At 74.2% G+C, this 26,680-nt stretch carries 29 protein-coding genes; 22 read left to right on the top strand and 7 right to left on the bottom strand.

Annotated features, from left to right (window positions below; translation table 11 throughout):
* Positions 1-118 precede the first annotated feature (118 nt).
* From PGB27_RS08520 to PGB27_RS08495, 6 genes are read left to right on the top strand one after another with little or no spacing between them, the layout of a single operon-like run.
* The gene (locus tag PGB27_RS08520) at positions 119-499 is read left to right on the top strand and encodes a Zn-ribbon domain-containing OB-fold protein (RefSeq protein ID WP_274199935.1); all 381 of its coding nucleotides are present in this window, start codon (positions 119-121) and stop codon (positions 497-499) included.
* Positions 496-1,635, top strand: a complete 1,140-nt coding sequence (locus tag PGB27_RS08515; RefSeq protein ID WP_274199934.1) for a thiolase family protein — start codon at positions 496-498, stop codon at positions 1,633-1,635. The genes PGB27_RS08520 and PGB27_RS08515 overlap by 4 nt, the downstream gene beginning before the upstream one ends.
* Complete coding sequence (locus PGB27_RS08510) at positions 1,632-2,876, top strand: cytochrome P450 (protein ID WP_274199933.1); 1,245 nt, start codon at positions 1,632-1,634, stop codon at positions 2,874-2,876. The genes PGB27_RS08515 and PGB27_RS08510 overlap by 4 nt, the downstream gene beginning before the upstream one ends.
* Positions 2,877-2,928: 52 nt before the next feature.
* A complete protein-coding gene (locus PGB27_RS08505; protein ID WP_274199932.1) occupies positions 2,929-3,573 on the top strand; it encodes a TetR/AcrR family transcriptional regulator in 645 nt (214 codons plus the stop codon).
* A complete protein-coding gene (locus PGB27_RS08500) occupies positions 3,570-4,337 on the top strand; it encodes an SDR family NAD(P)-dependent oxidoreductase (protein WP_274199931.1) in 768 nt (255 codons plus the stop codon). The genes PGB27_RS08505 and PGB27_RS08500 overlap by 4 nt, the downstream gene beginning before the upstream one ends.
* Positions 4,338-4,361: 24 nt before the next feature.
* Positions 4,362-5,852 carry a class I adenylate-forming enzyme family protein gene (locus tag PGB27_RS08495; protein ID WP_274199930.1) on the top strand — a complete coding sequence of 497 codons (1,491 nt, stop codon included), beginning with the start codon at positions 4,362-4,364 and terminating at the stop codon, positions 5,850-5,852.
* A 43-nt stretch (positions 5,853-5,895) separates the two neighbouring features.
* On the opposite strand, the gene PGB27_RS08490 is transcribed toward PGB27_RS08495, so the two are convergent.
* The 4 genes from PGB27_RS08490 to PGB27_RS08475 all read right to left on the bottom strand — a co-directional run bounded on the left by PGB27_RS08490 (position 5,896) and on the right by PGB27_RS08475 (position 9,073).
* Positions 5,896-6,486, bottom strand: coding sequence for a TetR/AcrR family transcriptional regulator (locus PGB27_RS08490; protein ID WP_274199929.1), 591 nt, complete (start codon positions 6,484-6,486; stop codon positions 5,896-5,898).
* A 14-nt stretch (positions 6,487-6,500) separates the two neighbouring features.
* Positions 6,501-7,199: an SDR family oxidoreductase gene (locus tag PGB27_RS08485; RefSeq protein WP_274199928.1), complete on the bottom strand. Its 699-nt coding sequence runs from the start codon at positions 7,197-7,199 to the stop codon at positions 6,501-6,503.
* A complete protein-coding gene (locus PGB27_RS08480) occupies positions 7,196-8,407 on the bottom strand; it encodes a thiolase family protein (protein ID WP_274199927.1) in 1,212 nt (403 codons plus the stop codon). Before PGB27_RS08480 ends, PGB27_RS08485 begins: the two co-directional genes overlap by 4 nt.
* A gap of 93 nt (positions 8,408-8,500) precedes the next feature.
* Positions 8,501-9,073 (bottom strand): hypothetical protein, encoded by a 573-nt coding sequence (locus PGB27_RS08475; protein ID WP_274199926.1) that lies wholly within the window; start codon positions 9,071-9,073, stop codon positions 8,501-8,503.
* A gap of 111 nt (positions 9,074-9,184) precedes the next feature.
* Here PGB27_RS08475 and PGB27_RS08470 point away from each other — a divergent pair, with 111 nt between their 5' ends.
* From PGB27_RS08470 to PGB27_RS08460, 3 genes are all read left to right on the top strand, one after another.
* A complete protein-coding gene (locus PGB27_RS08470) occupies positions 9,185-9,778 on the top strand; it encodes a TetR/AcrR family transcriptional regulator (protein ID WP_274199925.1) in 594 nt (197 codons plus the stop codon).
* A 144-nt stretch (positions 9,779-9,922) separates the two neighbouring features.
* Positions 9,923-11,080, top strand: coding sequence for an MEDS domain-containing protein (locus PGB27_RS08465; protein WP_274199924.1), 1,158 nt, complete (start codon positions 9,923-9,925; stop codon positions 11,078-11,080).
* Positions 11,081-11,199: 119 nt separating this feature from the next.
* Entirely contained in the window at positions 11,200-12,678 is a 1,479-nt protein-coding gene (locus PGB27_RS08460; RefSeq protein ID WP_274199923.1) for a GntP family permease, read from the top strand.
* Between the two features lie 34 nt (positions 12,679-12,712).
* On the opposite strand, the gene PGB27_RS08455 is transcribed toward PGB27_RS08460, so the two are convergent.
* Positions 12,713-13,306: a dihydrofolate reductase family protein gene (locus PGB27_RS08455; protein WP_274199922.1), complete on the bottom strand. Its 594-nt coding sequence runs from the start codon at positions 13,304-13,306 to the stop codon at positions 12,713-12,715.
* 336 nt (positions 13,307-13,642) lie between these two features.
* On the opposite strand from PGB27_RS08455, the gene PGB27_RS08450 reads away from it, so the two are divergent.
* From PGB27_RS08450 to PGB27_RS08440, 3 genes are read left to right on the top strand one after another with little or no spacing between them, the layout of a single operon-like run.
* The gene (locus PGB27_RS08450; protein ID WP_274199921.1) at positions 13,643-14,695 is read left to right on the top strand and encodes a thiamine pyrophosphate-dependent enzyme; all 1,053 of its coding nucleotides are present in this window, start codon (positions 13,643-13,645) and stop codon (positions 14,693-14,695) included.
* 13 nt (positions 14,696-14,708) lie between these two features.
* Positions 14,709-15,686: an alpha-ketoacid dehydrogenase subunit beta gene (locus PGB27_RS08445; protein WP_274199920.1), complete on the top strand. Its 978-nt coding sequence runs from the start codon at positions 14,709-14,711 to the stop codon at positions 15,684-15,686.
* 19 nt (positions 15,687-15,705) lie between these two features.
* A complete protein-coding gene (locus PGB27_RS08440; protein WP_274199919.1) occupies positions 15,706-17,034 on the top strand; it encodes a dihydrolipoamide acetyltransferase family protein in 1,329 nt (442 codons plus the stop codon).
* Here PGB27_RS08440 and PGB27_RS08435 read toward each other — a convergent pair.
* Complete coding sequence (locus PGB27_RS08435; protein ID WP_274199918.1) at positions 17,020-17,520, bottom strand: Lrp/AsnC family transcriptional regulator; 501 nt, start codon at positions 17,518-17,520, stop codon at positions 17,020-17,022. The two genes, PGB27_RS08440 and PGB27_RS08435, sit on opposite strands and share 15 nt — an antisense overlap.
* A gap of 223 nt (positions 17,521-17,743) precedes the next feature.
* Here PGB27_RS08435 and PGB27_RS08430 point away from each other — a divergent pair, with 223 nt between their 5' ends.
* Both PGB27_RS08430 and PGB27_RS08425 read left to right on the top strand, forming a co-directional pair.
* Positions 17,744-18,097, top strand: a complete 354-nt coding sequence (locus PGB27_RS08430; RefSeq protein WP_274199917.1) for an ArsR/SmtB family transcription factor — start codon at positions 17,744-17,746, stop codon at positions 18,095-18,097.
* Between the two features lie 15 nt (positions 18,098-18,112).
* A complete protein-coding gene (locus PGB27_RS08425) occupies positions 18,113-19,600 on the top strand; it encodes an ABC transporter substrate-binding protein (RefSeq protein ID WP_274199916.1) in 1,488 nt (495 codons plus the stop codon).
* Here PGB27_RS08425 and PGB27_RS08420 read toward each other — a convergent pair.
* Positions 19,533-20,633: a HoxN/HupN/NixA family nickel/cobalt transporter gene (locus PGB27_RS08420; RefSeq protein WP_274199915.1), complete on the bottom strand. Its 1,101-nt coding sequence runs from the start codon at positions 20,631-20,633 to the stop codon at positions 19,533-19,535. The two genes, PGB27_RS08425 and PGB27_RS08420, sit on opposite strands and share 68 nt — an antisense overlap.
* Before the next feature lie 259 nt (positions 20,634-20,892).
* Here PGB27_RS08420 and PGB27_RS08415 point away from each other — a divergent pair, with 259 nt between their 5' ends.
* The 8 genes from PGB27_RS08415 to PGB27_RS08380 all read left to right on the top strand — a co-directional run bounded on the left by PGB27_RS08415 (position 20,893) and on the right by PGB27_RS08380 (position 26,649).
* On the top strand, positions 20,893-22,437 hold the full coding sequence (locus tag PGB27_RS08415; protein ID WP_274199914.1) for an amidase: 1,545 nt from the start codon (positions 20,893-20,895) through the stop codon (positions 22,435-22,437).
* 58 nt (positions 22,438-22,495) lie between these two features.
* Positions 22,496-23,176, top strand: coding sequence for a nitrile hydratase subunit beta (nthB, locus tag PGB27_RS08410; protein ID WP_274199913.1), 681 nt, complete (start codon positions 22,496-22,498; stop codon positions 23,174-23,176).
* A gap of 36 nt (positions 23,177-23,212) precedes the next feature.
* Positions 23,213-23,845: a nitrile hydratase subunit alpha gene (nthA, locus tag PGB27_RS08405; RefSeq protein WP_274199912.1), complete on the top strand. Its 633-nt coding sequence runs from the start codon at positions 23,213-23,215 to the stop codon at positions 23,843-23,845.
* A gap of 1 nt (position 23,846) precedes the next feature.
* The gene (locus PGB27_RS08400; protein WP_274199911.1) at positions 23,847-24,278 is read left to right on the top strand and encodes a nitrile hydratase accessory protein; all 432 of its coding nucleotides are present in this window, start codon (positions 23,847-23,849) and stop codon (positions 24,276-24,278) included.
* The gene (locus PGB27_RS08395) at positions 24,275-24,427 is read left to right on the top strand and encodes a hypothetical protein (protein WP_274199910.1); all 153 of its coding nucleotides are present in this window, start codon (positions 24,275-24,277) and stop codon (positions 24,425-24,427) included. The genes PGB27_RS08400 and PGB27_RS08395 overlap by 4 nt, the downstream gene beginning before the upstream one ends.
* A 132-nt stretch (positions 24,428-24,559) precedes the next feature.
* On the top strand, positions 24,560-24,766 hold the full coding sequence (locus PGB27_RS08390; RefSeq protein WP_274199909.1) for a hypothetical protein: 207 nt from the start codon (positions 24,560-24,562) through the stop codon (positions 24,764-24,766).
* Positions 24,767-24,997: 231 nt separating this feature from the next.
* The gene (locus PGB27_RS08385; protein WP_274199908.1) at positions 24,998-25,810 is read left to right on the top strand and encodes a helix-turn-helix domain-containing protein; all 813 of its coding nucleotides are present in this window, start codon (positions 24,998-25,000) and stop codon (positions 25,808-25,810) included.
* A 74-nt stretch (positions 25,811-25,884) separates the two neighbouring features.
* Entirely contained in the window at positions 25,885-26,649 is a 765-nt protein-coding gene (locus PGB27_RS08380) for a GAF and ANTAR domain-containing protein (RefSeq protein ID WP_274199907.1), read from the top strand.
* Positions 26,650-26,680 lie beyond the last annotated feature (31 nt).

Here is a 26,680-nt window from a genome sequence, read left to right as displayed (position 1 = left end):
TCAGGCCACGACGACGCCCCGACCACGCCCCTGCGCGCCGTCCAAACCTCCCGGCACGCTGTTGTTGTCCGACTTCGTGTTTGCTTACATGGTCGCCAGCCGAGAAGCGGGAGCGCACATGTCCTCTCCGACGGGCGCCGATCCGCGCCCGGCGATCCGCCGCACCGCCGAGGGCGACTGGGTCGTCGTCGGCCGCCGTTGCCGTGCCTGCGCGGAGCCGGTCGCCTACGCGTGGCCGCGGTGCCCGTCGTGCGGGTCCGCGGTGGAGCCCGCGCACTTCGGTCCGCGGGGGACGGTCTGGAGCAGCACGGTGGTGCGCATCGCGGTGCCCGGGCACGCGCCGCCGTACTCGCTGGCCTACGTCGACCTCGACGACGGACCGCGGGTGCTCGCCCACGTGCCCGGCCGGAACGCCGACGAGCCGACGCCGATCGGCAGCACGGCGCGGTTGATCGGCGTCTCGGACGACGGCGACCTGCAGGTGGAGGTGACCGGGTGACGGCCCGTGGCACGGTGGCCGTCGCCGGGGTCGGCACCTCGCACTTCGGGCGCCAGCCCGACCGCGACCTGCTGACGCTCGCGTACGACGCGGTGCGGGAGGCGTTCTCCGACGCCGGGAGTGAGCGCGTCGACGCCGTCTGGGTCGGCACCGTGTTCGCCCCGGCAGGGGTGGCCCAGCGCGTACTGCGGGCCATGGGGATCACCGGCATCCCGATCGTCACCGTGGAGAACGCCTGCGCCAGCGGCACGACGGCGTTCGTCGAGGCGCACGAGGCCGTCCGCACGGGGCGTCACGGGCGGGTGCTCGCGCTCGGTCTCGAGCAGATGAGCACCGCGTTCTCCGGCGCCATCACCCCGGAGACCACCGACCCCGAGGGACGCACCGGGCTCGCCATGCCCGCGATGTACGCGATGAGCGCCGCCCGCTACCTGCACACCGGCGCCGTGACCCCCGAGCAGCTCGCGGCGGTGTCGGTGAAGAACCACGCGCACGCCGTCCACAACCCGCGCGCGCAGTACTCCGGGCACCACACCGTCGAGCAGGTCCTCGCGTCACGCATGATCGCCGACCCGCTGACCCTGCTGCAGTGCTGTCCGACGTCCGACGGCGCCGCCGCGGCGGTGCTCACCCCGGCGACCGGCGCTGCCGGCGAGGTGGTCGTGCGCGGTGCCGCGCTCCGCAGCGGTACGCCCTGGAACCACCGCTCCCCCCACGTCTGGGGGCACGACGTCGTCGCCGACACGACCCGCGACGCCCTGGCCGCGGCCGACCTCGACGCCGCGAGCGACGCCGACGTCCTCGAGGTCCACGACGCCTTCACCATCGGCGAGATCGTCACCACCGAGGCACTCGGTCTCGTGCCGCCCGGCGAGGGCGGGAAGGCCGCCGCCGGCGGGGTCACCGCGCTGGGCGGCGCGCACCCGGTCAACCCCTCCGGCGGGCTGCTGTCGCGCGGCCACCCCCTGGGGGCCACGGGTCTCGCGCAGATCGCGGAGATCACGTGGCAGCTGCGGGGCCGGTGCGGGGCGCGGCAGGTGGAGGGAGCACGTCTCGGGCTCGTCGAGACCATGGGCGGCGGCGTCTCGGTCCTCGACGGCAACGCCTGCGTCGTGACGGTGCTGGAGTCCCGGTGACCGCGCAGCACATCGACCTCGAGCGCGCCGACCTGCTCGCCCCGGAGGCCGTCGCCGACCCGTATCCGCTGCTCGCCGCACTGCGCGAGCACGACCCGGTGCACTGGAGCCCCCGGTACCGCTCCTGGTTCATCACGCGGTACGACGACGTGGTCGCCGCGCTGCGCGACGAGCGCTTCTCGTCCGACCGGATCACGCCCTACCGCCGCGCGAAGCTCGAGGGCCCGGACGCCGACCCGGGCGTGCGCGCCGCGTTCGAGGTGCTCGAGGGCTGGATGGTGTTCAAGGACCAGCCCGACCACAAGCGGCTGCGTCGCCTGCTCGGGCGCGCTTTCACCCCCCGCGCGGTCACGCAGATGACCGCGGCGGTCGAGGAGATCGCCGCGGAGCTCCTGGACGACGTGGTGCGGCGCGGTCACGGATCCGTCGACCTGATCGGCGACTTCGCCTATCCCCTGACCGCCTCGGTGATCGCCGACATGCTCGGCGTACCGCGCGAGGACCGCGAGCAGTTCAAGGACTGGTCCGACCAGATCACCGGGCTCGTCTTCGGCGGCATGGGTGACGCGACGCGGCACACGGTCGGTGCCCGGGGCATGGCCGAGCTGACGTCGTACCTGTCGGGGCTCGTCCGCGACCACGAGCGGCGCCCGGCCGACGACCTGATCTCCGCCATGATCAGCGCCCGGGACGACCGGGACGCGCTGAGCCACGACGAGGTCATCGCGACGGGGGTCCTGCTGCTCTTCGCCGGCCACGAGACCACGACGAACCTCATCGGCAGCGGCGTGCTGGCGCTGCTGCGGCACCCGGCCCAGCGCCGGCTCCTCCACGAACGCCCCGAGCTCGTGGGCGGCGCGGTCGAGGAGGCGCTGCGGTTCGACGGCCCGGCGAAGACCGTTGCCCGCGTCATGGGAGCCGACGTCGAGCTGCGCGGCCGGGTGCTGCGCCGCGGGGAGCGCGTCTTCCTCAGCCCCTCGTCCGCCAACCGCGACCCCGAGGTGTTCGCCGACCCGGACACCTTCGACGTCACCCGCGAGAAGGCCGGCCAGCTCGGGTTCGGCATCGGCGCGCACTACTGTCTCGGCGCGCCGCTGGCCCGTCTCGAGGCGTCGATCGCGATCCCCCGCGCCTTCGCCCGACTGCCCGGGCTCCGGCTCACCGACGAACCGCTGCAGTGGCATCCCGTGCTGCTGTCGCGTGGCATGCAACGCTTCCCCGCGCGCTTCACGCTGCCCTGACCACCCTGACCACCCTGACCGCCCTGACCACCCCGACCGCCCGGAGTGCGCCATGCCCCGTCCCAGCCGATGGCCGGAGATCCTGCAGGCCGCCGGCCAGGAGTTCCGCGAGCACGGGTACGAGAACGCGACCCTCGAGGGCATCGCCACCCGCGTCGGCATCCTCAAGGGCAGCGTCTACAACTACGTCGACAGCAAGGAGGACCTCCTCCTCGCGGTGGTCGAGCAGCCCGCGCGCGCCCTGCTCGCCGAGCTCGAGCGTCTGCTCGCCGACACCGACAGCGGCGTCGCCGTCCGGCTCCGTGAGCTGGTGCGGATGCAGGTCCGGATCTTCAGCGAGTACTACCCGGCCGCGTTCGTCTACCTCGAGCACCTCGGGCGACTCGAGCAGTCGGCCCGCTTCGCCGAGTTCCGGCGGATGGACGCCCGGTACATGGAGGCGGTCGAGGCCCTCGTGGCCGAGGGCGCGGCGTGCGGCGAGTTCTCGTTGGCCGCAGAGCCCCGGATCGTCGCGCGCGCGATCGTCGGCATGATCGACTGGATGCAGCACTGGTTCACGCCGCACGGCGAGGAGGCCGACATCCGACTCGCGGACCAGCTGTTCGCGCTCGCTCTCGGCGGTCTCGCGGCCGGGGGCAGCATGCGCGCCATGCTCGGCGCGCTGCCCGAGCCGCTCGTGGTGGAGTCACCGTCGTGAGCGACCCCTTCCGCCTCGACGGACGCGTCGCCGTCGTCACCGGGGCGTCGTCCGGGCTCGGCGCCCACTTCGCGGTGGTCCTCGCCCGGGCCGGCGCGGACGTCGTCGTGGCGGCCCGGCGCGCCGACCTGCTCGAGACGGTCGCGAAGACCGTCGTCGCCGAGGGCCGGCGCTGTCTCGCCGTGCCGACCGACGTCACCGACGCCGCGCAGTGCGCCGCGCTGGTGGACGCCGCGGTGGGCGAGCTCGGCGGGGTGCACGTCCTGGTCAACAACGCGGGCGCGGGCTACGCGCGCCGCAGCGAGCGCGACGATCCCGCCCGGGCCGCTCGCCTCCTCGAGGTCAACCTCCTCGGCGCCTACCAGGTGGCCGCCGCCGCCGGACGGGCCATGATCGCGGCAGAGACCGGCGGCGCGATCGTCAACGTCTCCTCCGCCCTCGCCCTCGCGACCAGCGACGTCCCCCAGGCCGCGTACTCGGCGTCCAAGGCCGGGCTCCTCGGCATGACGCGCGACCTGGCGCGCCAGTGGGCCCGCCACGCCATCCGGGTCAACGCCCTCGCGCCGGGGTTCTTCGAGTCCGAGATGACCGCGCCGCTGCTCTCGCGGAGCGACGGCGCCGCGTCGGTCCGGGCGATCACACCGCTCGGCCGGGTCGGTCGTCTCGACGAGCTCGCCGGGCCTCTGCTGCTGCTCGCCTCGGACGCCGGGTCCTACATGACCGGGACCACCCTCGGCGTCGACGGCGGCATGGCCATGCACTGACCACGTCGTCGGAGGGAGCGCGCGGTGCGGAGGACGCTGGGAGCGGAGTTCGCGGCGGCGTTGCACCGCTACCGCGACCGGTCCGCCGTGGAGGCGGCCGGACGGAGCTGGACCTTCGGCGACGTCGACGCCTGGTCACGCGCCGTCGCCACGCAGCTGCGGGCGCACGGGGTGGCGGCCGGCGACGCCGTGGCGCTGTACCTCGCGAACGGGGTCGAGTTCGTCGTCGCGGACGTGGCGGTGGCGCTCCTCGGCGCGGTGAAGGTGCCGGTGAACCCGCTGCTGCCTGCCGACACCGTCCGGTACATCGTCGCGGCCACCCGGGCGCGGGTCGTGATCGTCGACCCCGGGCTCGGGGTGGAGCTCCCCCCGGAGGTGCCGGTCATCCCGGTCGACGACCTCGCCGATCCGTCCCGGCCCCCCGTCACGTCACCGGCGGTCGTCGGTCCCGACGCAGCTGCGGCGATCTACTTCACCGGGGGGACGACGGGGCGCCCCAAGGGCGTCGTGCACACACAGGCCTCGACCGTCGCCGTCCAGTACGCGCAGCTCCTCGAGGCCGAGATCGTGCAGGACGACCGGCTGCTGCTGACCACGCCGCTCGCCCACGCCGCGGGACTGTTCGCCCAGTCCGCGCTGATCCGGGGCGCCACGAGCGTCATCGAACCGGGCTTCGACGTCGACCACGTGCTCACCGCGCTGCGCACCCGCGCGATCACCTGGACCTTCCTCGTCCCGACGATGCTCTACCGCCTGCTCGATGCCCTCGACGGGCCGGAGCCGCTCGGTCTGCGGACGGTCGTCTACGGCGCGGCGCCGATCACGCCCGACCGCCTCGCCCGTGCCCTGGAGGTGTTCGGGCCCGTGTTCGTCCAGCTCTACGGCCAGACGGAGTGCCCGAACTGGGGCACGCGACTGGCCAAGGACGACCACGACCCCGCCCGTCCCGAGCTCCTCGACTCGTGCGGGCGGGCCTCGATCATGGCCGACGTGGCCGTCGTCGACGACCGCCTCGAGACCGCACCGGCGGGGACGACCGGCGAGGTCTGCCTGCGGTCGCCCTACGTCCTCGAGGGCTACCTCGACGATCCGGCGGCGACGGCCGACAAGTTCCTGCCCGACGGCTGGATCCGCACCGGCGACCTCGGGTTCCTCGACGACCGGGGCTACCTGCACCTGCGTGACCGCCGGGCCGACATGGTGATCAGCGGTGGCATGAACGTCTACTGCAGCGAGGTCGAGAACGTGCTCGCCGGCCACCCCGCGGTCTCGCGGGTCGCGGTCATCGGCGTCCCCCACCGCGACTGGGGCGAGGCCGTCCACGCCGTGGTCGTCCCGGAAGGGGCTGCCGACGCGGACGAGATCCTGACCTGGTGCCGGGACCGGCTCGCGGCGTACGCGCGTCCGAAGTCCGCCGAGCTCGTCGACGACCTGCCCGTCACGCCGTTCGGGAAGATCGACAAGAAGGCGCTCCGGGCCCCGTACTGGGCGGACCGCGAGCGGTCGATCGGGTAGTCGCGATCGTCTCCGGCGTCCTCGGGACGGGCGACGCGTGCCGTCAGCGCCGAGCGTCGTCGACGATCCGGCGGGCGAGCCCGACGGCGGTGTCGACGGCCGCGTCGCGGGCGCCGTCGAGGCGGTCGCGGTAGGCGGCCTGGACGTAGAGGCCGTCCACGACGAGCCAGAGGCGTTCGGCGACCTCGCGGGGGTCGGCGGCCCCGAGGCGGGCCACGAGCTCGTCGACCCGCCCCCGCGAGTGCTGCACCATGGCGCGCGCGACGGCGACCGGCGCGGACTCCTCGCCGGGGAACTCCGCGAGCAGGTTGCGGAAGGCGCAGCCGCGGAAGTCGCGTCGCCGGACCTGCGCGCCGACCTCGGCGACCAGCGCGACGAGCTGGTCGCCGGGGTCGTCGCCGGCCGCCGCCACGGCGGCGTCAGCGGCACGCTCGACGCGCTCGCGGGCGCGGGCCAGGTACGCCGCGACCAGGTCGTCCTTGGTCGGGAAGTGCTGGTAGAGCAGGTTCTTCCCGGTGCCGGCCTCGGCGACGACCTGCTGGGTGCCGATCGCGCGCACCCCGTGCGTGTAGAACAGCCGCGACGCGACGTCGAGGATGCGCTCGCGCGTGCCGGGGTCGGGCGTGCGGGGCACCGACGATCACTCCTTCACAGCTCGAGGCCCTTCGGGGGGCCCGCCAACGCCTCCTTCAGCGTGCGGCTCGGGACGTCGGCGAGCACCTCGTCATCGTCCCCCGCGACCGCGTCGAGGATGCGCGCCGCCACGTCCGGCGCCGCGATCTTCGGCACGTCGAGGTGGGCCACCATGTCGGTGTCCATGAACCCCAGGTGCACCCCCACCACGCGTGTGCCCTGCGCCCGCAGCTCGGCGCGCGCGCTGTTGGTGAACGACCACGCCGCCGCCTTGGTCGCACCGTACGAGCCCGCCCACGGCGCCGCCGCCCAGGCCAGCGCCGAGAGCACGTTGACGACGGTGCCCCCGCCGCGGCGCGCGAGCACGGGCGCGAACGCGCGCAGGACCGCGACGGGGCCCCAGTAGTTGGTCTCCATCTCGGCCCGCGCCCGCTCGGGATCGGCGGTCAGCAGGGACCCGGCGCCGCCGACGCCGGCGTTGTTCACGAGCAGGTCGAGGTCGTCGGCCCGTGCGGCGGCCTCGCGGATCGTGCGCAGGTCGGTGACGTCGAGGCGCAGCGGCACGACGCGCGGGTCCGGGTGCGCGAGGTGACGCGGGTCGCGCGCGGCGGCGTACACGGTGCCCGCCCCGCGGGCGAGCAGCTCCTCGACCAGCGCCGCGCCGAGGCCGCGGTGGGCGCCGGTGACCAGGGCGTGGGTCCCGGTGACGATCATCGGTCGAGCCTCTCGACGATGGTGGCGTTGGCGGTGCCGCCGGCCTCGCACATCGTCTGCAGGCCGTAGCGCCCGCCGGTCTGCTCGAGGACGCCGAGCAGGGTGGTGGCCAGGCGGGCGCCGCTGGCGCCGAGCGGGTGCCCGACGGCGATGGCGCCGCCGTGGACGTTGACCCGGGACGGGTCGGCGCCGGTCTCGGTGAGCCACGCCAGGACCACCGACGCGAACGCCTCGTTGACCTCGAAGGCGTCGACGTCGCCGAGCGCGAGCCCCGCGCGGGCGAGGACCTTGGCCGTGGCCGGGATGATCCCGGTGAGCATGAGGACCGGGTCGTCGCCGGTGACGGTGGCGGTGTGCACGCGCGCCCGGGGCGTCCAGCCGTGGGCGGCCGCGACCTCGGAGGTCGTGACGAGCAGCGCGGCGGCGCCGTCGTTGACGGGGCTCGCGTTCCCGGCCGTGACCGTCCAGTCGATCGCGCCGAAGCGCTCGGTCCAGCGCGGGTCGGCGAACGCCGGACGCAGGCCGGCCAGCGCCTCGGCGGTGGTCCCGGGGCGGACCGTCTCGTCGGTCTCGAGCAGGGCGACCGAGCCGTCGGCGCGGGCGGCCTTGAGCGGCGCGACCTCGCCGGCGAAGCGGCCCTCGGCCCACGCCGCGGCGGCCTTCCGGTGGCTGGCGAGGGCGAACTCGTCGAGCTGCCCGCGCGAGAGGCCCCACCTCCGCGCGATGAGCTCGGCGCTCACGCCCTGCGGGATGAGCCCGGGCGCGTAGCGCGCGCCGACCGACGGGCCGGCGACGTCCTGGCGCACCCCGTCGACCAGCGCCTGGCTGCCGATCGGGATGCGCGACATCGACTCGACGCCGGAGGCGATCGCGATGTCGTAGGCGCCGGCGACGACGCCCTGGGCGGCGAACGACAGGGCCTGCTGGCTCGAGCCGCACTGCCGGTCGACCGTCACCCCGGGCACCGACTCGGGGAAGCCCGCGGCGAGCGCCGCGAAGCGGGTGGTGTTGCCGCTCTGCTCGCCGACCTGGCCGACCGCGCCGCCGACGACGTCGTCCACGTCGGCGGGGTCGAGCCCCGTCCGGTCGACCAGCGCCCGCAGGACGTGCGCGTGCAGTTCCACCGGGTGCACCCCGGCGTAGGCGCCGTTCGGCTTCCCCTTGCCGAGCGGTGTGCGTACGGCGTCGACGATGACCGCGTCCCTCATGGCTGCCTCCTCCGAGTCGGACCGACCGGTCCCGGACCGATCGGTCCGATCGTGCTCCTCGTCGTGGCGAGACGCAACAGCCCGTCGCGCCGCTCACGCCGCCGGCCGGCCACCCCTCCCCGCGGCACCGAGCCGCAGCGCCGAGACCAGGAAGAAGACCCCGCCGAGCAGCGCGTAGCCGGCCACGCCCACCAGCGACGCCCCGGCGCCCGACGCCATGAGGACGAACGCCACCCCGGCCAGCACCGACAGACCGCCGCTGGCGACCATCGACCACTGGCCACCGAGGCGGCGCCGCGGCACGGCGACGGCCAGCTGCACGAGCCCGGACACGACGGCCCAGGCCCCCCACACCCGCAGGACGGCCGGGGCGCCCGAGGTCAGCGCCAGGGCGAGCCCGACGGCGGCGACGACGCTGATCGCGACGTTGGTGACCAGGACCCCGGTCGACCCGCCGGCCCGCGCGTGGCGGGCCTCGACGACGGCGGCCGCCGCGTCGACCAGGGGGTACAGCACGAGCAGCACCGCGGCCGCGACGCCGACGGTCGAGGCGGTCAGGAACAGCAGGACCGCCCAGACGACGGCGAAGACGGCCCGCGCGGCGTGGAGCCGCCGGAGCGTCGGGACGGCACCGAACCCGGCCGGGGCGGTGGCGGTGGCGGTCATGACGAGTCCCTTTCATAGAAAGAAAGACCGTTCTCTCTGCGGTCCACAGCGAGGTTGGCACACCGCGGCGCGGCCGGCAAGACCGATCGTTCTTTCTGCTACGGTCGAGCCGTGACGACACCGACCCGCCCCGGCCGCTCGGAGGCCCGGGAACGCCTGCTGAGCACCGCGAGCGAGCTGTTCTACCGCGAGGGGATCCGGGCCGTCGGGGTCGAGCGGATCCTCGGCGAGGCGCCGGCGACGAGGGCGACGTTCTACCGGCACTTCCCCTCGAAGGAGGACCTCGTGCTGGCCTACCTGGCCGGCGTCGACGCCCGCACCCGCGCGGCGGTGCAGGCCGCCACCGAGGGCGCGGCGTCACCGGCCGACGCGCTGCGGGCGATCGGGACGTCCGTCACCGACGACCTGACCGACCCGGCGTTCCGCGGGTGCGCCTTCCTCAAGGCCGCGGCCGAGTACCCCGACCCCGACGACCCGGTGCGCCGGCTGATCCTCGACCACCGCGCCTGGTACGTGGCCACGCTGACCGCGCTGTTCGCCCAGGTCTTCGACGACTCACCGCGGCGCGGCAGGCCCGAGGACGCCGCGGCCCACTTCGCGATGATGCGCGACGGCGCCATGACCGGCGCCGCCCTCGACGGCGCCGAGAGGGTCGGCGAGGCGTTCCGGCGGGGCCTCGAGGGCCTGCTCACCCTTCTCCACTGACCGCGAGCTCCTCGCTCGAGGGTGGGTTGGGGTGCTGGGTCCGGGGGAACTGCCTCGGTGAGGACGCCCGCGGCTCGAGTCGCCGGCGCCCGAGGGCGCGGCCGGGGCACGTGGTGCCGCGGCCGACGAGGAACCGAGGGTGCGATGGCACGACGACAGGCGGTCGTGGACACGGCGGCGGGCCTCGTGCCCTTCGGACACCTGGGCTGGGCCTACCGCACCCGCGACGAGTTCGGTCTGCAGGCCGCTCGCTACCTCGCCGACGGCCTCGCCGAGGGCCAGTGGGTCGAGTACGTGGGCGCCGGCGACCCCGCGGACCTGCACCGCGAGCTCGCCGATCTGCGCCGCTCCGGGGCCTGCGACGTCGACCCGGACCGGGTGGCCGTCACCCCGATCCACGAGTTCTACGACATGCCCGCCGACGCGGACGTCGTCGACCCCGACGTCGCGGTCCGGCGCCGGATGGCCGCCACCGAGGAGGCGGTCGCCGCCGGGTACACCGGGTTCCGCGCCGTCGTGGACACCACCCCGATCGTCGGGACGCCGGCGCAGCGGGAGTGCTTCGCGCGCTTCGAGTTCCTCATCGACCAGAAGATGGCCGTGATGCCGGTGTCGGCGCTGTGCGCGGTCGACGCGCGCGCACTGGGCGACGCCGCCGCCGAGCTGACCTGCCTGCACCCCCTGACGAACCCCGGTGCCGCCCGCTTCCGCCTCTACGCCGACCCCGCGGTCGACGCCGCCGTCGCGGGCGAGATCGACATGGACAGCTCGGCCGGCCTGCTGCGGGCCCTGGACCGCATCGGGCCGCTCGGCCTCGGCCACACCCTCGTGCTCGACGCCGCCGAGCTCGAGTTCGTCGACCACCGCGGGCTCGACGCCCTCGAGCGCTACGCCCGCGACCTCGACCGCGACATCGTCCTGCGCACCAACCGCACCGTCATCGGCCGTCTCAACGACCTGCTCGAGCTGAGCCGCGTGCACGTGATCGAGGCCCCGGCGTGCACCGACCGGGAGCCCGGCGTCGAGGAGGACCTGCTGACGCGCCTGGCACACCGGGAGCGCCAGCTCGCGACGCTGCCGGACATCGAGCAGGCCAAGGGCATGCTCGAGCACGCCCTCGGCCTGACCGAGAGCCAGGCGTTCGACACCCTGGTCCGGCTCTCCCAGCACACCAACACCAAGCTGCGCGAGGTCGCCGTGCTCCTGCGCGACGAGCTGGCCGGCACCGCCTCGGACCGGACCCGACGCACGGCCGAGGAGCTGATCGTCCGCCTCCACGAGCGCCTGCGCGCCCGCGACTGACGTGCGCGGGGCGAGGTCGCTCCCCGTGATCCCCTGGTCACCGACGCGTGCCTTCTGTTCTGATCTGGGCCCCTCCGGTGGCCCGACGGCGCACCGGTCCGCACACCCGGGAGGACACCGTGGACCAACCGGCCCCGACCCTCGGGACGACGCCGCTCCTGCTGATCGCGGTCGGCGCCGTCGCCCTGCTCCTCGTGCTGATCATGAAGTTCCGGCTCCACGCCTTCGTCTCCCTGATCGTCGTGAGCGTGCTGACGGGCGTCGCGACGGGACTCCCGGTGACCGAGCTCGTCGACACGCTGCTCGACGGCTTCGGCTCGACCCTCGCCGAGGTCGCCCTGCTCGTCGGCCTCGGGGCGATGCTCGGGAAGCTGCTCGAGGTCACCGGCGGCGCGCAGGTGCTCGCGGACAGCCTCATCTCCCGCTTCGGCGAACGGCGCGCGCCGGTCGCGCTCGGCGTCGCGTCCCTGCTGTTCGGCTTCCCGATCTTCTTCGACGCGGGCTTCGTCATCCTGCTGCCGATCATCTTCACGGTGGCGCGCCGTTTCGGGGGGTCCCTGCTCCTCTACGCCCTGCCCTCGGCCGGGGCCTTCGCGGTGATGCACGCGTTCGTCCCGCCCCACCCGGGTCCGGTCGGCGCCGGCAACCTGCTGGGTGCCGACATCGGGCTCCTCGTGGTCGCGGGACTGGTGGTCGGGCTGCCGACGTGGTTCCTCGCGTCCTACCTGTTCTCCCGGTGGATCGGCGCGCGCATCGACCTCCCGGTGCCCACGGTGTTCGGGCAGTACACGGGCGACCGCAGGGCCGAGGACGGGTCCGACGAGGGCCGCGGGTCCGACGAGGGCCGGGACGACGGGTCGACCGGAGGGCCGGCCGGCTCGTCCGCCGGCACCGTCACCGAGACGCCGGTCCGGGCGCCGGCGTTCGGCACCGTCATCACGCTGCTCCTCCTCCCGCTGGTGCTCATCCTGTTCAACACCGGCCTGAACACGCTCGCGACCTATGGGGCCGTGTCCGAGGACGCCACCTGGGTCGCCTCCCTGCGCCTGATCGGGGAGACCCCCATCGCGCTGCTGATCACCCTGCTCGTGGCGGTGGTCGTCCTCGCCCGCGAGCGGTTCAGCCGCGACGAGGTCGAGGAGCTGCTCAACTCGTCGCTCGGCCCGATCTGCTCGATCATCCTGATCACCGGCGCCGGCGGCATGTTCGGCGAGGTCCTGCAGGCCAGTGGCATCGGGACGGCGCTGACGGAGTCGCTCAGCGCGCTCGGCCTACCCGTCATCGTCGCCGCCTTCGTCATCGCCCTGTGCCTGCGGGTGGCGCAGGGCTCGGCGACGGTCGCGCTGCTGACGACGGCGGCCCTCGTCGCACCGGCCGTCGCGGCCGCCGGGATGTCGCCCTTCGACGTCGCGCTCGTGGTGATCGCCATCGCCGGCGGCTCCACCGCGCTGTCCCACGTCAACGACTCGGGCTTCTGGCTCGTCGGGCGGTTCCTGAACATGGACGTCTGGACCACCCTGCGCACCTGGACGGTCATGGAGACCCTCATCGGCGTGATCGGTTTCCTCATCGCCGCGGCGCTCAGCCTCGTCGTCTGAACGCCGCGGCGGCAGGCCCGGCGCCCGCTCCGGGTCAGCGACGGGTGACGTGGCGGGTCGGCCGGTAGACGAGCTCCTGGGTGTGCCCGTCGAGGGTCCGCTGCTCGAGCAGCTCCAGGTCGAAGTCCTCCATGCCGCCGAGGACCGGCTCGGTGCCCGTCCGCCCCGTGAGGACGGGGAAGATCGTGATCTGCAGGCGGTCGACCAGCCCGGCGGCCATGAGGGCCCGGTTGAGCGTCAGGCTGCCGTGCGAGCGCAGCGGCACGTCGGACTCCGACCTGAGCCGGCGGACGGCGTCGACGCCGTCGCCACCCACCACCGTGGCGTCGGGCCAGTCGAGGGGCTCCTGCAGCGTCGACGACACCACCGTCATCGGCATGCTGCGCATCCGGTCGACCCACGGGTCCCGCACCTCGGAGGTCTCGGTGCTCGCGGCCAGCATCGCCGCGAACTGCCGGTACGTCGTGGCCCCGAAGACCATCCGCTGCGGCGCGGCGAAGGAGGCGAGGCGGTGCTCGAGGAGCTCGGGGCCCTGCTTGCCCCAGTAGCCGCCCCAGTCGCCGTCGCCCCCGTAGGAGCCGAAGCCGTCGAGGCTGGAGAAGACGTCGAGGGTGTAGGTGGCGGTCACGGTGTCCTCCGTCGGACGGTAGACCGGCCCGGTGCCGGTCCCTCACCCTGGCGACGAACGCACCCCGGCCGGATTCGACACCGCGGCGGAGCAGATTCCGCCAGGGTCGACGCGGCCGTCTCGCGCCGATGACGGCAGTGGGCATCGTGCGCACGATCGACCAGCAATCAACATCACGACACGACGTTCGGTCGTCCAACTGTCTCCCGCCCTGGACACTCGTCCACCCTGTACTCGATGATGGGAGCGCCACGACGGCACCGGCGGTCCTGATCCCCGCGGCGATCCCGCGATCGGCCGGCCGCCCCTCACCACCACCCCGGTAGAGGAGTCACGGTGACGCCCTTCCAGCTGCTCACGCCCGACGGCGAGCTGGCCGACGACCCGGCCGCCGCGACCGTCGACGCGGACCTCTGTCGCGGGCTCTACCGCGACATGGTCCTGGCCCGTCGCCTGGACGCCGAGGCCTACAGCCTCCAGCGCCAGGGCGAGCTCGGGCTCTGGCTGCAGTCGTGGGGCCAGGAGGCCGCGCAGGTCGGGTCCGTCCGGGCCCTGCGCGACACCGACTGGGTCTTCCCCTCCTACCGCGACCACGCCGCGGCGATGTGCCGCGGGATCGGTCCGGAGGAGCTGCTGGCGCAGTGGCGCGGGGTCCGCCACGGCGGGTGGGACCCGGCGCGGCACCGGTTCCACATCTACACCCTGGTGCTCGCCGCCCAGCTCCTGCACGCGGTGGGGTACGCGATGGGTGCCCGGCTCGACGGCGCCGACGAGGTCGTCATGACCTACTTCGGCGACGGGGCGAGCAGTGAGGGCGAGGCGAGCGAGGCGTTCAACTGGGCCGTGACGCGCGCCGCGCCGGTGCTGTTCTTCTGCCAGAACAACCAGTGGGCGATCTCGACGCCCACCACCGCGCAGTTCGGGGCGCCGCTGCACCAGCGGGCCGCGGGCTTCGGGCTCGCCACCCAGCTCGTCGACGGCAACGACGTCCTGGCCGTCCACACGGCCACCGCGCGGGCCGTCGACGGGGTGCGCTCCGGGGAGGGGCCGGCGCTGATCGAGGCGGTCACCTACCGCATGGCGGGGCACTCGACGTCCGACGACCCCACGCGCTACCGCAGCGACGCCGAGCTCGACCACTGGCGCGCGCTCGACCCGATCGACCGCCTGCGCCGCCTGCTCGACCGGCGGGGGTGGGCCGACGACGGTTTCCTCGGCGACCTCGACACCGAGGCCGAGGACCTCGCGGTCGAGGTGCGCCGCGCGTGCCGAACGATGCCCGACCCGGACGCCGACGCGATGTTCGCCCACACCCTGAGCGTCGAGACGCCGGCGCTGGCCGCCGAGCGCGCGGGCTACGCCGCGTACGCCGCCTCGTTCGTCGACTGAGCCGGAGGACGACGTGCTCAACCTGTCCCAGGCCGTCAACCGCGCCCTGCGCCACGGGCTGGAGTCCGATCCGAAGGTCATGGTCATGGGCCAGGACGTGGGCCGCTCCGGCGGCGTGTTCCGGGTGACCGACGGCCTGCAGAAGGACTTCGGCGCCGACCGGGTCATCGACACCCCGCTGGCCGAGGCCGGCATCGTCGGCACCGCGATCGGGCTGGCCATGCGCGGCTACCGGCCGGTGTGCGAGATCCAGTTCGACGGCTTCGTCTACCCGGCGTTCAGCCAGATCACCTCCCAGCTGGCCAAGCTGCACGCCCGCTCCGGCGGCCGCATCACCGTGCCCGTCGTCATCCGGATCCCGGTCTCGGGCGGCATCGGCGCGGTCGAGCACCACTCGGAGTCGAACGAGGCCTACTTCGCCCACACCGCGGGCCTGCGGGTGATGTGCGCGGCGACGCCCCAGGACGCGCACTGGATGCTGCGCCAGGCCATCGCGGGCGACGACCCGGTCGTCTTCTTCGAGCCCAAGTGCCGGTACTGGTCGAAGGGTGAGGTCGCCGAGAGCGCCGACGACCCGCTGGTCCTCCCCGCCGACGCCGCCCGCACCGTCCGCGAGGGCAGCGACGTCACGCTGCTGACCTGGGGCTCGATGGTCGAGACCTGCCTGTCCGCCGCCGCGGTCGCCGCCGAGGAGGGCCGCTCGATCGGCGTGATCGATCTGCGCTCGCTCTCCCCCATCGACACCGACACCCTCGTCGACGCGGTCCGGTGCACCGGACGCGCGGTGGTCGTGCACGAGGCGCCGACCTTCGGCGGCCTCGGCGGCGAGGTCGCCGCCCTGCTCTCGGAGCGCTGCTTCACCAGCCTCGAGGCCCCGGTGCTGCGCGTCGGCGGGTTCAACGTCCCGTACCCCGCCGCCCGGCTCGAGGAGCACTACCGCCCCGACCTCGACCGGGTCCTCGACGCCGTCGACCGGGTCCTCGACTTCTGATCACCATCCAGGAGACACCGTGAGCACCGAGACCTTCACGCTCCCCGACGTCGGGGAAGGGCTCACCGAGGCCGAGATCCTGGCGTGGCACGTCGCGGTCGGCGACGACGTCGCGGTCAACCAGGTCATCGTCGAGGTGGAGACCGCGAAGGCCGCCGTCGAGCTGCCGTGCCCGTACGACGGCACCGTCGCCGCGCTGCTGGTCGGCGAGGGCGAGACGGTGCAGGTCGGGGCGCCGATCATCTCCGTGACGGTCGGGGCGGACGACGATGCGGGTGGCACCGCCGCGCCCGAACCCTCCGCGCCCGAGTCCTCCGCCGCGGAGGAGGGCAGCGGGAGCGTGCTCGTCGGCTACGGCACCAGCGCCGCGCGCACCGGACGCCGCCGTCGCCGCTCGACGACGCCGGATACCGCGCCCCCGCCGGCGCCCGCGCCCGCCGACGCGCGGACGGCCGCCTCCCGCCCCGGCCCTCCCCCGGCGACGCCGCCCGTGCGCAAGATGGCCAAGGACCTCGGCGTGGACCTCGCGGCCGTCGCGTTCGACGGCGACCGCATCCGCCGCGAGGACGTCCGCCGCCACGTCGAGGCCACGACCGGCGGGAACGGGACCTCGGCGCCGGCCGTACCCACCCCGGAGACGCCGGTATCCGACGAGCGCCGGGTGCCGATCAAGGGCGTGCGGAGGGCGACCGCCGCGGCGGTGACCGCGAGCGCGTTCACCGCGCCGCACGTCACCGAGTTCGTCACCGTCGACGTCACCGCGATGACCGAGACCGTCGAGCGGCTCCGGGCCCACCCGGCGTTCGCCGACGTCCGGGTCACCCCGCTGCTGCTGGTGGCCCGGGCGCTGCTGTCGGCCGTGCGCCACTTCCCCGACATCAACGCCCGGTGGGACGAGGAGAACCAGGAGATCGTCCACCCGCGCGCGGTCAACCTCGGCATCGCCGCGGCCACCCCGCGCGGGCTGGTCGTGCCGAACGTCAAGGACGCGGCGGCGCTGACGCTGGTCGACCTCGCACGCGCCCTCGCCGACCTGACGACCACCGCCCGCGACGGCCGGACCACCCCGGAGCAGATGGCCGGCGGCACGATCACCATCACCAACGTCGGGGTGTTCGGGGTCGACGCCGCCACCCCGATCCTCAACCCGGGCGAGGCCGCGATCCTGTGCTTCGGGGCGGTCCGCCGCCGGCCGTGGGAGTACCGGGGCGAGATCGCGCTGCGCGACGTCACCCAGCTGTCGCTGTCGTTCGACCACCGCCTGGTCGACGGCGAGCTCGGCTCGCGGGTGCTGGCGCGGGTGGCCGCCGTGCTCGCCGACCCCGCCGGCGAGCTACTCCTCGACTGACCCGTCGCCCGCCGGCGGCCGGTCCATCGCCACCCGCTGGCGGCGGTCGAGGATGATCATCGTCTCGCTGTGCTGGAAGTCGGCCACCGACCACACGGCGCCGAGCAGCACCTCGCGCAGGTGGTGCTGGTCGCGGACCAGCAGCGACAGCACGAGGTCCCACCGGCCGGTGACCAGCTGGATCGCCCGGACCTCCTCGATGCCCCAGAGCAGGTCGATCGTGTTCTCGACCGGGCTGCCCTGGCGCAGCTCGATGGCGACGAGCACCTCGAGACCGAACCCGAGCGCCGACGGGTCGACGTCGAGGCTGAACCCGCGGATGACCCCGCGCTCCTGCAGCCGCTCCAGACGCTCGCCCACGGCGCCCGGGGACATGCCGATCTCGCGGGAGAGCTTGCGCGCCGACGCCCGCGGGTCCGCGCTGAGGAGACCGAGCAGCTGACGGTCGACGTGGTCGACCCGCCGCGGTCCGTCGCGCTCGGCCATCCGCACCCCTCTCCGGTTCGACGCAGCGTAGCCGTCGCGGACATCCGCCCCGGGTGTCGCGCCGGGGCTCCGTCGCAGCAGCGGAGCGCGGACAGCGGTGTCGACCGGGTCGGTGCGGCAGAATCCCGGGCACGCGCGCAGCACGTCGAGGAGAGGGGCGACCTCATGGCTCCCGAGGCTCGACGATGAGTCGATGCACGTCGACAGATGTTAGTGTTCCGCCGTGGAAGCCAACGAGAACCTCGCGTTCGACGCCCTGTCGGACCGGATTCGTCGTCGCATCCTCAACGTCCTCGGCGAGGAGGGCGAGCTCAGCGTCGGCGAGATCGTGGCGCACATCGACGCCGTGGGGCGGACGACGGTCTCCAGCCACCTGCGCGTGCTGCGCACGAGTGGGGTGGTCATCGAGCGCAAGAGCGGCCGCAACCGGTACTACTCGCTCGACCGCGAGGGCACCGCGCGCGACGCGTTCACCTACCTGCAGTCCCTGCTGCACGCCGGTCTCGACGCGGTCGAGACCTCCACGCCCCGGGCGTCCGACGCCGAGCCGGAGGACCGCGGGCGCGGCGCCGGCTGAGGGCGCGAGCCCGCGGTGACCACGTTCGTGGCGGCCGACCGGGTCGTCGACCTCCCGGTCGAGCGGGCGTTCGCGCTGTTCGGCGACCCGGAGGCCCCGGGGTGGCTGTTCGGCGCGCGGTGCGACCGCGTCGTGCCGGGTGCGGCCGTCAGCCTCCACCTGCCCGCCGACGGGCGCGGGCTCGGCGGCGACCTGTCGATCCTCGGCCGCTTCTCCAGGGTCGTCCCGGGCGCCCGGGTCGAGATCGAGCACACCCAACCCTGGCGCGGCCGGCTGGTGCTGCGCTTCCGGGGGGCCGGCCCACGACGCACCCGCGTCGTCGTGCAGATGACGCTGCCGCCGTCCGGGGTCGACTGGCTGATGCACCGCGCCGGCATCCCCCTGCCCGAGCCCGACGACGACCAGGCCGTCCGCATCGGCGCCCTCAGCACGATGTCCGGCGCCGGCGCCGTCTTCGCCGCGTCCTCGCAGGCCATGGCGGAGCTCGCCGTCGCCGAGGTGAACGCCGACGGCGGCGTCGCCGGGCGCCGGCTCGCCCTGCTCACCGCCGACGACGCCACGGACCCCGACCAGGCCGCCCGCGAGGCCCGCCGGATGGCGCGCCTGGGCTGCCGGGCGATCTTCGTCAACTGCACCTCGGCGAGCTTCGAGGCCGCCCGCGACGCGCTCGCGCTCACGGACGTCCTCCTGGTGCACTCGGTCATCAACGAGGGCGGCGGCGAGACGCCCCGGGCGATCCGGCTCGCCGAGCGACCGCGCACGCAGGTCGAGGCGCTGATCGCGCCGATGATGCGGGCCTCGGGCGCCCGGCGGTGGTTCCTCGTCGGCCACAGCTACGTCTGGTCGACCGGCGCGCACGCCGACGCGCGCGCCGCGATCGCGCGGGCCGGCGGCCACGTCGCCGGGGAGCGCCTCGCGCCGATCGGCGCCACCGACTTCGCCACCGTCATCGAGGCGGTCCAGCGGTCGGGCGCGGACCTCCTGCTGTCGTCGCTCAACGGCGAGAGCGAGGTCGCCTTCCAGCGGCAGTCCGAGGCCGCGGGCCTGCGGCAGACCGTGCAGGCCGCGTCGCTGGTCCTCGACGAGTCCACGCTGTCGCACATCGGGGAGCGGGCGGCGGAGGGCCTGCGGACCGCGCTCGCCTACTTCCAGGACGGGCCGGCGGACGGCAACGGCGAGCTGCTCTCCCGCTACCGCTCCGCGCACGGCCCGTGGGCCCCGCCCATCACGACGCTGTCCGAGACCGTCTACGAGGCCATCCACCAGTACGCGCGCGTCCTCCACCGCGACCCGGACGGCCGAGCGGAGGCCCACGCCCGCGCCCTGCTCACCCGGACCAGCGCGGGCTGCGACGCCGTCGGGGCGCGCACCCTCGTCGCGCCGTCGCTCTACACCGCCGTCGCCTCGCGCGCCGAGCTGCACATCGACGACGTCGTCACGACGCCGCCGTCTCCGCCGATCGTGACGGGTGGCGGGCGTCGAAGCCCCCGAAGCGCCAGATGAGGGCGGCCCCGCCCCACACGACGACGAAGAACCCGACGATGACGTAGCCGAGCAGCTCGAACTCGTCGGCGAGCCCGGCGTAGCCCGCCAGGGCGGTCATCCCGAGGTCGTCGGCCAGCACGCCGGCGAGGTAGACGCTCGCGATGAACCCGGCGACGGTCACGGTCGCCGCCGTGGTGGCGATGTTGTAGAAGAGCCGCCGCGCGGGGTTGCGGTTCGACCACGCGTAGGCCGCCGACATGAGGACGCCGTCGACGGTGTCGAACGCGCTCATGCCGGCGGCGAAGAGCAGCGGCAGCGTCAGGGCGGCCACCAACGGCGCTCCGCCGGCCGCACCGCCCGTGGTCGACGCCGTGGTCGCCGACAGCGTGAGCAGGGTGACCTCCGAGGCGGTCTCGAGCCCGAGACCGAACAGGACGCCCAGCGGGTACATGTGCCAGGAGTGCTTGATCAGCGTCCGGGCGCGGCCGCCGAGGACGCGGTTGACCACGCCCCGATCGAGCAGCTGCCGCTCGAGGTCGGCCTCGTCGAGCCGGCCGGCGCGCAGGTCGAACCACGACCCGACGACGCCCTTGAGGACGAGCGCGTTGAGCACCGCGACGAGGCCGAGGAAGACCATGGCGACGACGGTCGAGACGGCGCCGCCGACCTCGCGCCACCGGTCGATCGTCCCGTTGGTGACCGCGGCGCCGGCCGCGGCGGCGACGACCAGCGAGAGCACCACGACGACCGACGAGTGCCCCATGGCGAAGAAGAAGCCGACGCCGACCGGGCGCCGACCGCGCTGGACCATCAACCGCGTGGTGTCGTCGATGGCGGCGATGTGGTCGGCGTCGAAGGCGTGCCGGACGCCGAGGACGTAGGCCAGGACGCCGGCGCCGGCGAACGCCCCGGCACCGAGCGGGCCCGAGGTCAGCGACAGGTAGAGCGTCCACCCGACCACGTGCAGCGCGGCGATCACGGCGACGATCGCCGAGAGCTGCAGGCGCTCACGCGACGTCCACCTCGGTACCGCGGCGACGGCTGACGTCACGGAGCCTCCTTCGACGACGGGCGGGCCGACGCTAAGGCTCCCGACCTCTACATGTCGATGGTCGTCGTCGCGTTCGGCGGGGCACGACACACCATCCGGGCACGCCGCAACGCGGCGGCAACGCCGTCACGTGATCGGAACCTGTTGATGCGTTCATCCGCATTGACATATTGGGGTCGGGCTTCCTAGCGTGCGCCAGGTCACAGGAGCCGCCGCACGATCCCGGCTCGATCCCGACCACCCCGAAGGAGCACGCCCCATGCCCCTCCCCGACCCGGACCGCGCCGCGCTGGAGAAGGTCGCCGAGCACTACGGGCTCGGGCTGTCGAGGGACGAGGTCGACGAGTACGCGCCGGTGGTGCAGGGGCTGCTCGGCTCCTGGAACGCCGTGGAGGAGCTCTACCGGGCCGAGGCCGCCCCGAGCGCCCCGCAGCGCGCGTGGTCGCGACCCGAGCCGGGCGAGAACCCCTACAACGCCTGGTACGTCACGACCTCGATCACCGGGTCGTCCACCGGCCCGCTCGCCGGGCGGACGGTGGCGGTCAAGGACAACACCGCGGTCGCCGGCGTGCCGATGACCAACGGGTCGGCGCTGGTCGAGGGCTACGTGCCCGCCGAGGACGCGACCATCGTGACGCGGCTGCTCGACGCGGGCGCCACGATCACGGGCAAGGCGGTCTGCGAGGACCTCTGCTTCTCCGGCGCCTCGATCACCGCCAGCACCGGGCACGTCGAGAACCCGTGGGACACCACCCGGACCGCCGGCGCGTCCTCGAGCGGCAGCGGCGCGCTCGTCGCGGGCGGGCACGTCGACATGGCCACGGGCGGCGACCAGGGCGGCTCGATCCGCATCCCCGCCGCCAACTGCGGCCTCGTCGGGCACAAGCCCACCTGGGGCCTCGTCCCCTACACCGGTGCCTTCCCCATCGAGGCCACCATCGACCACGTCGGCCCGATGACACGCACCGTGCGCGACGCGGCGCTGATGCTCTCGGTCATCGCGGGACCCGACGGTCGCGACCCCCGCCAGCCGGCCGGCCTCGTGCCGGACGACTACCTCGCCGCGCTCGACGCCGGTGGGTCGGGCCTGCGGGTGGGCGTCCTGCGCGAGGGCTTCGGACGCGACGAGTCCGAGCCGGAGGTGGACGACACGGTCCGCTCGGCGATCACCGCGCTCTCCGACGCCGGCATGGCGGTCAGCGAGGTCTCGGTGCCGTGGCACCTCCACGCGCCGAAGATCTGGGACGTCGTCGCGAGCGAGGGGGCCTGCTCGCAGATGATCGACAACTTCGGGTACGGCCTGAACTGGAAGGGTCACTACGACCCCGCGCTGATGGACCACTTCGGCACGCGCTGGGCCGAGGACGGCACGCGGTTCGCGGTGACGGTGACGCTGGTCCTCCTGGCCGGCCGGTACGGCCTGCAGACCGGGCACGGCAAGTACTACGCGATGGCCCAGAACCTGGCCCCGAAGCTCTCCGCGGCCTACGACGCGGCCCTCGCCGACGTGGACATGCTGGTCATGCCCACGCTGCCCCTGCGGCCCACGGTCCGCCCGGCCGCGGACGCCCGGCCCCCGGAGATCCTCGCCCGCGCCCTGGAGATGCTGGGCAACACCTGCCCCTTCGACGTCACGGGCCACCCGGCGATCTCGGTGCCCGCAGGCCTTTCCGAGGGGCTGCCCGTCGGGATGATGCTGGTCGGCCGCCGGTTCGAGGACGCCACCGTGCTGCGCGCCGCGCAGGCCTTCGAGCAGGCCGTCGGAGGCTTCCCGGCGCCCTCGCAGAGCGCCGTCCCCGCCTGAGCCGCACCCGGACCCCGACCGACCCGACCTCGACCGACCCCACAGGGAGGCATCACCGATGGACGGAATCCACGACCTCGGCGGCAAGCAGGGACACGGCCCGGTCGTCCACCCCGACGACGAGCCCGTCTTCGGGTCGGCGTGGGAGCGCAGCGTCCTCACGATGTTCCCGGCCATGGCCCTGGCCGGGGCCTTCAACATCGACCAGTTCCGCCACGGCATGGAGCAGATCCCCGCGGCGGAGTACCTGACCTCGCGCTACTACGAGCACTGGATGCACTCGATGATCCACCACGGCACCCACGCCGGGATCTTCGACCCGGAGGAGCTCGAGCGGCGCACGCAGCACTACCTGGCCCACCCCGAGGAGGGGGCGCCCAAGGCCTCGAAGCCCGAGCTCGTCGAGACCCTCAAGCAGCTCATCCCGACGGGGATGGACGCCCGCCGCGAGGCCGACATCGCGCCGGCGTTCCGGGTGGGCGACAGGGTGCGCGTCCGGCCCGACGCCTCGACGACCCACACCCGCCGCGCCGGCTACGTGCGCGGGCACGTCGGGGAGATCACCCACGCCCACGGCACCTACGTCTACCCGGACTCCAGTGCCTCGGGGCTCGGCGACGACCCGCAGCACCTCTACACGGTGAAGTTCGACGCCGCCGACCTCTGGGGCGACGAGCCCGGGGCGGCGAACACGGTGCTGCACATCGACCTGTGGGAGCCCTACCTCACCACCCCCTGACCGCCCCTCCCCCACACGCATCGAAGGGACGCCGACATGACGTCGACGCAGCAGAAGATCCAGCCCGTCGAGGGCCTGGCCAAGCACAGCGACGAGGAGCTGGCCGCCCGGGCCAAGGCGATGGAGTCGATCCTGGTCGAGAAGGGGATCATCGGCACCGACGCCATCGACTACATGTCCTCGGTCTACGAGAACGAGGTCGGCCCGCAGCTCGGCGCCCAGGTCGTCGCGAAGGCCTGGACGGACCCGGAGTTCAAGGCGCGGCTCCTCGCCGACGCCACCGAGGCCTGCAAGGAGCTCGGCTTCTCCGGCATGCAGGGCGAGGAGATGACCGCGCTCGAGAACACCCCGGACGTCCACCACCTCGTCGTCTGCACGCTCTGCTCCTGCTACCCCTGGCCGGTGCTGGGCCTGCCCCCGAACTGGTACAAGTACCCCGCCTACCGGGCCCGCGCGGTGCGCGACCCCCGTGGGGTGATGAAGGAGTTCGGGCTCGACCTGCCCGAGAGCGTCGAGGTCCGGGTGTGGGACTCCAGCGCCGAGCTGCGCTACTTCGTGCTCCCGATGCGGCCCGAGGGCACGGAGGGCTGGACCGAGGAGCAGCTGGCGGGGCTCGTCACCCGCGACTCCATGATCGGTGTCGGCGACGTCCGCCACCCGGAGGGCTGACGTGCAGACGATCAACGAACGGCCCTCGCCGGACACCAAGCCGCGCGTGGACTCGCTGGTCGACGTCCTGCCGTTCAACGACCGGATCCCGCGCCACGACGGCGAGGTGGCCTTCGACCAGGCCTGGGAGATCCGGGCGTTCGCGATGACCGTCGCCCTGCACGAGCGGCTCGGCTTCCCCTGGGAGGAGTTCCAGGCCGAGCTGATCGGCGCGATCGAGCGCTGGGAGGCTGCGCAGTCCGACCTCGAGCAGTGGAGCTACTACGAGCGGTGGCTGGCCGCGCTCGAGGAGCTCGCCCGCAGCAAGGGCTGGGTGACCGGCGAGGAGCTCGACGCCAGGACCCGGGAGATCCTCGACCAGCCCTCGACGATCGACCACCACCACGCCGTGCGCGACCCGGTGGCGATCGTCCCCGCCGGGCAGGGCGCGTGACCGGCCCCGACGGGCCGATCACCACCGAGACCGTCGCCGGCCTGCTCGCGGCGTGGGTCCCCGCCGCCAACGCGCTCAGCGCCGCCGCGGCGTTCCGGGCCGCCACCACGTTCCACGACCAGGTGCCCGCGCTGGTCGGCGGGCGCTGAGCCGCACGACGACGGCCTCCGTCACGGTCGCGCTGCACCTCGGCGCCCTCGCCGCGCCCGTGACGCACCCGATGACGAGCTGATCACAGGCACGGACGGTTGCGCCCCCGCGCCCGACGGGAACCCGCGCCGATGACCGGTGCAGACCACGGCCCGACGCAGGACGACCTGGCCGCGGAGCACGACCGCGGCCGCCACCACCACCAGCAGGGCCCCCGCACGCGGCGGGACGAGAAGGCCCCCGCGGACGGGCGCGGCCGGCGGGGCGTCCTCGTCGGCGCCGCCATCCTGCTCGTCCTCGTCGCCCTCGCGCTGATCCTCGGGCTCGTCGTGCTCTGAGCCGCCGCCCCCGAGATCATCACCCGGACGGTCGATGATCCCGGCCACGAGGGCCGCGGGTGACGACGCGGTGAGGCGCGCGTGGTCGCGTTCCTGCGGGAGCACGGGCGCCGGTAGGCAGGGTTGCCGGTGCCCCGCGGTCGGGTAGGCGCAGGGACGCCCGACGGTGCCACCGTGACGGCCCCACGGGGGCCGAGGGCGAGCCGAGCCGACGACGATGGGGAGTGCGTGGTGACGCCAGCCGCCGGCCTCCCACGACCGGCCGACCCGGTCGTGCGGCGGGCCGTGCAGTTCATCGACCGGCACGCGGGCGACGGCATCTCGGTCGCGCAGATCGCCGCCGCGGCGCGGGTGGGAGCGCGGGCGCTGCAGGCCGCGTTCCGCCGCGAGCGCGGCCAGACCCCGCGCCAGTACCTGCGCGCGGCCCGGCTCGAGGGCGCCCACCGCGGCCTGGCCGTCGCCGATCCCGCCCGCGGCGACACCGTGGCCGCGGTCGCCGGCCGCTGGGGCTTCACCAACGCGGGCCGCTTCGCCGGCGAGTACCACCGCCGCTACGGCCGGTCCCCCCGCACCACGCTGCGCGAGGACCGCACCGGCGACGAGGGCGGCCCCGGTCTGCCGGACCCGCGGCGCACGGCCGCCGCCATGCGCTTCCTCGCGGCGCGTCCCGCCCAGCGCCCCGGCCCGGCCGTGCAGATCGCGCTGCTCGACACCGACGGGGTGATCGTGTGGGTCAACCAGGCGTGGGCCGACTTCGGCGTGGCCCACGGCGGTGACCCCGCCCGGACCGGGGTCGGCCGCTCCTACCTCGCGGTCAGCGACGCCGCGGCCGTCGACGACCCGGTCAGCGCCACCGTCTCGGCGAACATCCGCGCCGCCCTGCGCGGGGAGCTGCCCGTCCCGGCGCTCCTCGCGGTGCCCTGCCCCACCCCGCAGCGCCCGCTGGTGATGGACGTGCTGATCTCCACCCGCCGCGACGACGACGGCCACGTCCTCGGCGCCACCGTGACGCTCAGCGAGAGGCGGGGACGAGCCGGGCGGTGAGGACGCCCGTGCGGGCGAGCCATGCGTCGATCCGGCGGTGTCGGCCCCTTCCTCCCGTGGGTAATCCTCTTCGCATGGCGTCCACACAGGAGCGCGACGAGCCCGAGCACGTCACCCAGGACGCGACCGAGCGTGTCGGCGAGGACATGGCGGGCACGCTGGAGCAAGCCGCGCGCGACTTGCTGGACCGGGGCGAGGAGGGCGTCGAGCACACTCTCCGGCTGGTGGTGCGGGGCGCGATCCAGACGGTGCCGCACGTCGAGGAGGCCGGGATCTCGCTGGTCGAGGACGGTCGGCGGGTCGAGTCGTACGTCCCGAGCAGCGACATCGTCCAGCAGATCGACGAGCTGCAGAACGACCTCGGCGAGGGACCGTGCCTGGACTCCATCTGGCACGAGCAGCGCACCGTGGTCGACGACATGGCCGAGGCGGACCACCGGTGGCCCCGCTACGCGCGCGCGGCGCGGGAACTCGGCATCGGCTCGCTGATGTCGTTCCAGCTCTTCGCCGAGCGCGGCAGCGCCGGGGCGCTGAACCTCTACGCCTCGCAGCCGCACGTGTTCGACGAGAGCACCGCCGACGCCGGTCGGCTGTTCGCCGCCCAGGCCGCGCTGGTGCTGCACGGCGCCCAGCGCATCCAGGGCCTGCACACCGCGCTGGCGAGCCGCGACGTCATCGGGCAGGCCAAGGGCATCCTCATGGAGCGCTTCGGCGTCGGGCAGGCGCAGGCGTTCTCGATGCTCGTCGAGTCGTCGCAGAACACGAACATGAAGCTGGCCAAGGTCGCCGAGTGGCTCGCCGGCGAGGTCGAGAAGAAGGGCGCACACCGCCGGAGCTGAGGGGGGCGTCGTCGTCCCCGGACCGGGAGTC

Origin of the sequence: Actinomycetospora lemnae (assembly GCF_028737315.1) — a bacterium.
GTDB lineage: Bacteria > Actinomycetota > Actinomycetes > Mycobacteriales > Pseudonocardiaceae > Actinomycetospora > Actinomycetospora lemnae.
The sequence above is the reverse complement of the archived record's forward strand: the minus strand, read 5'-3'. Positions and strand labels throughout refer to the sequence as shown.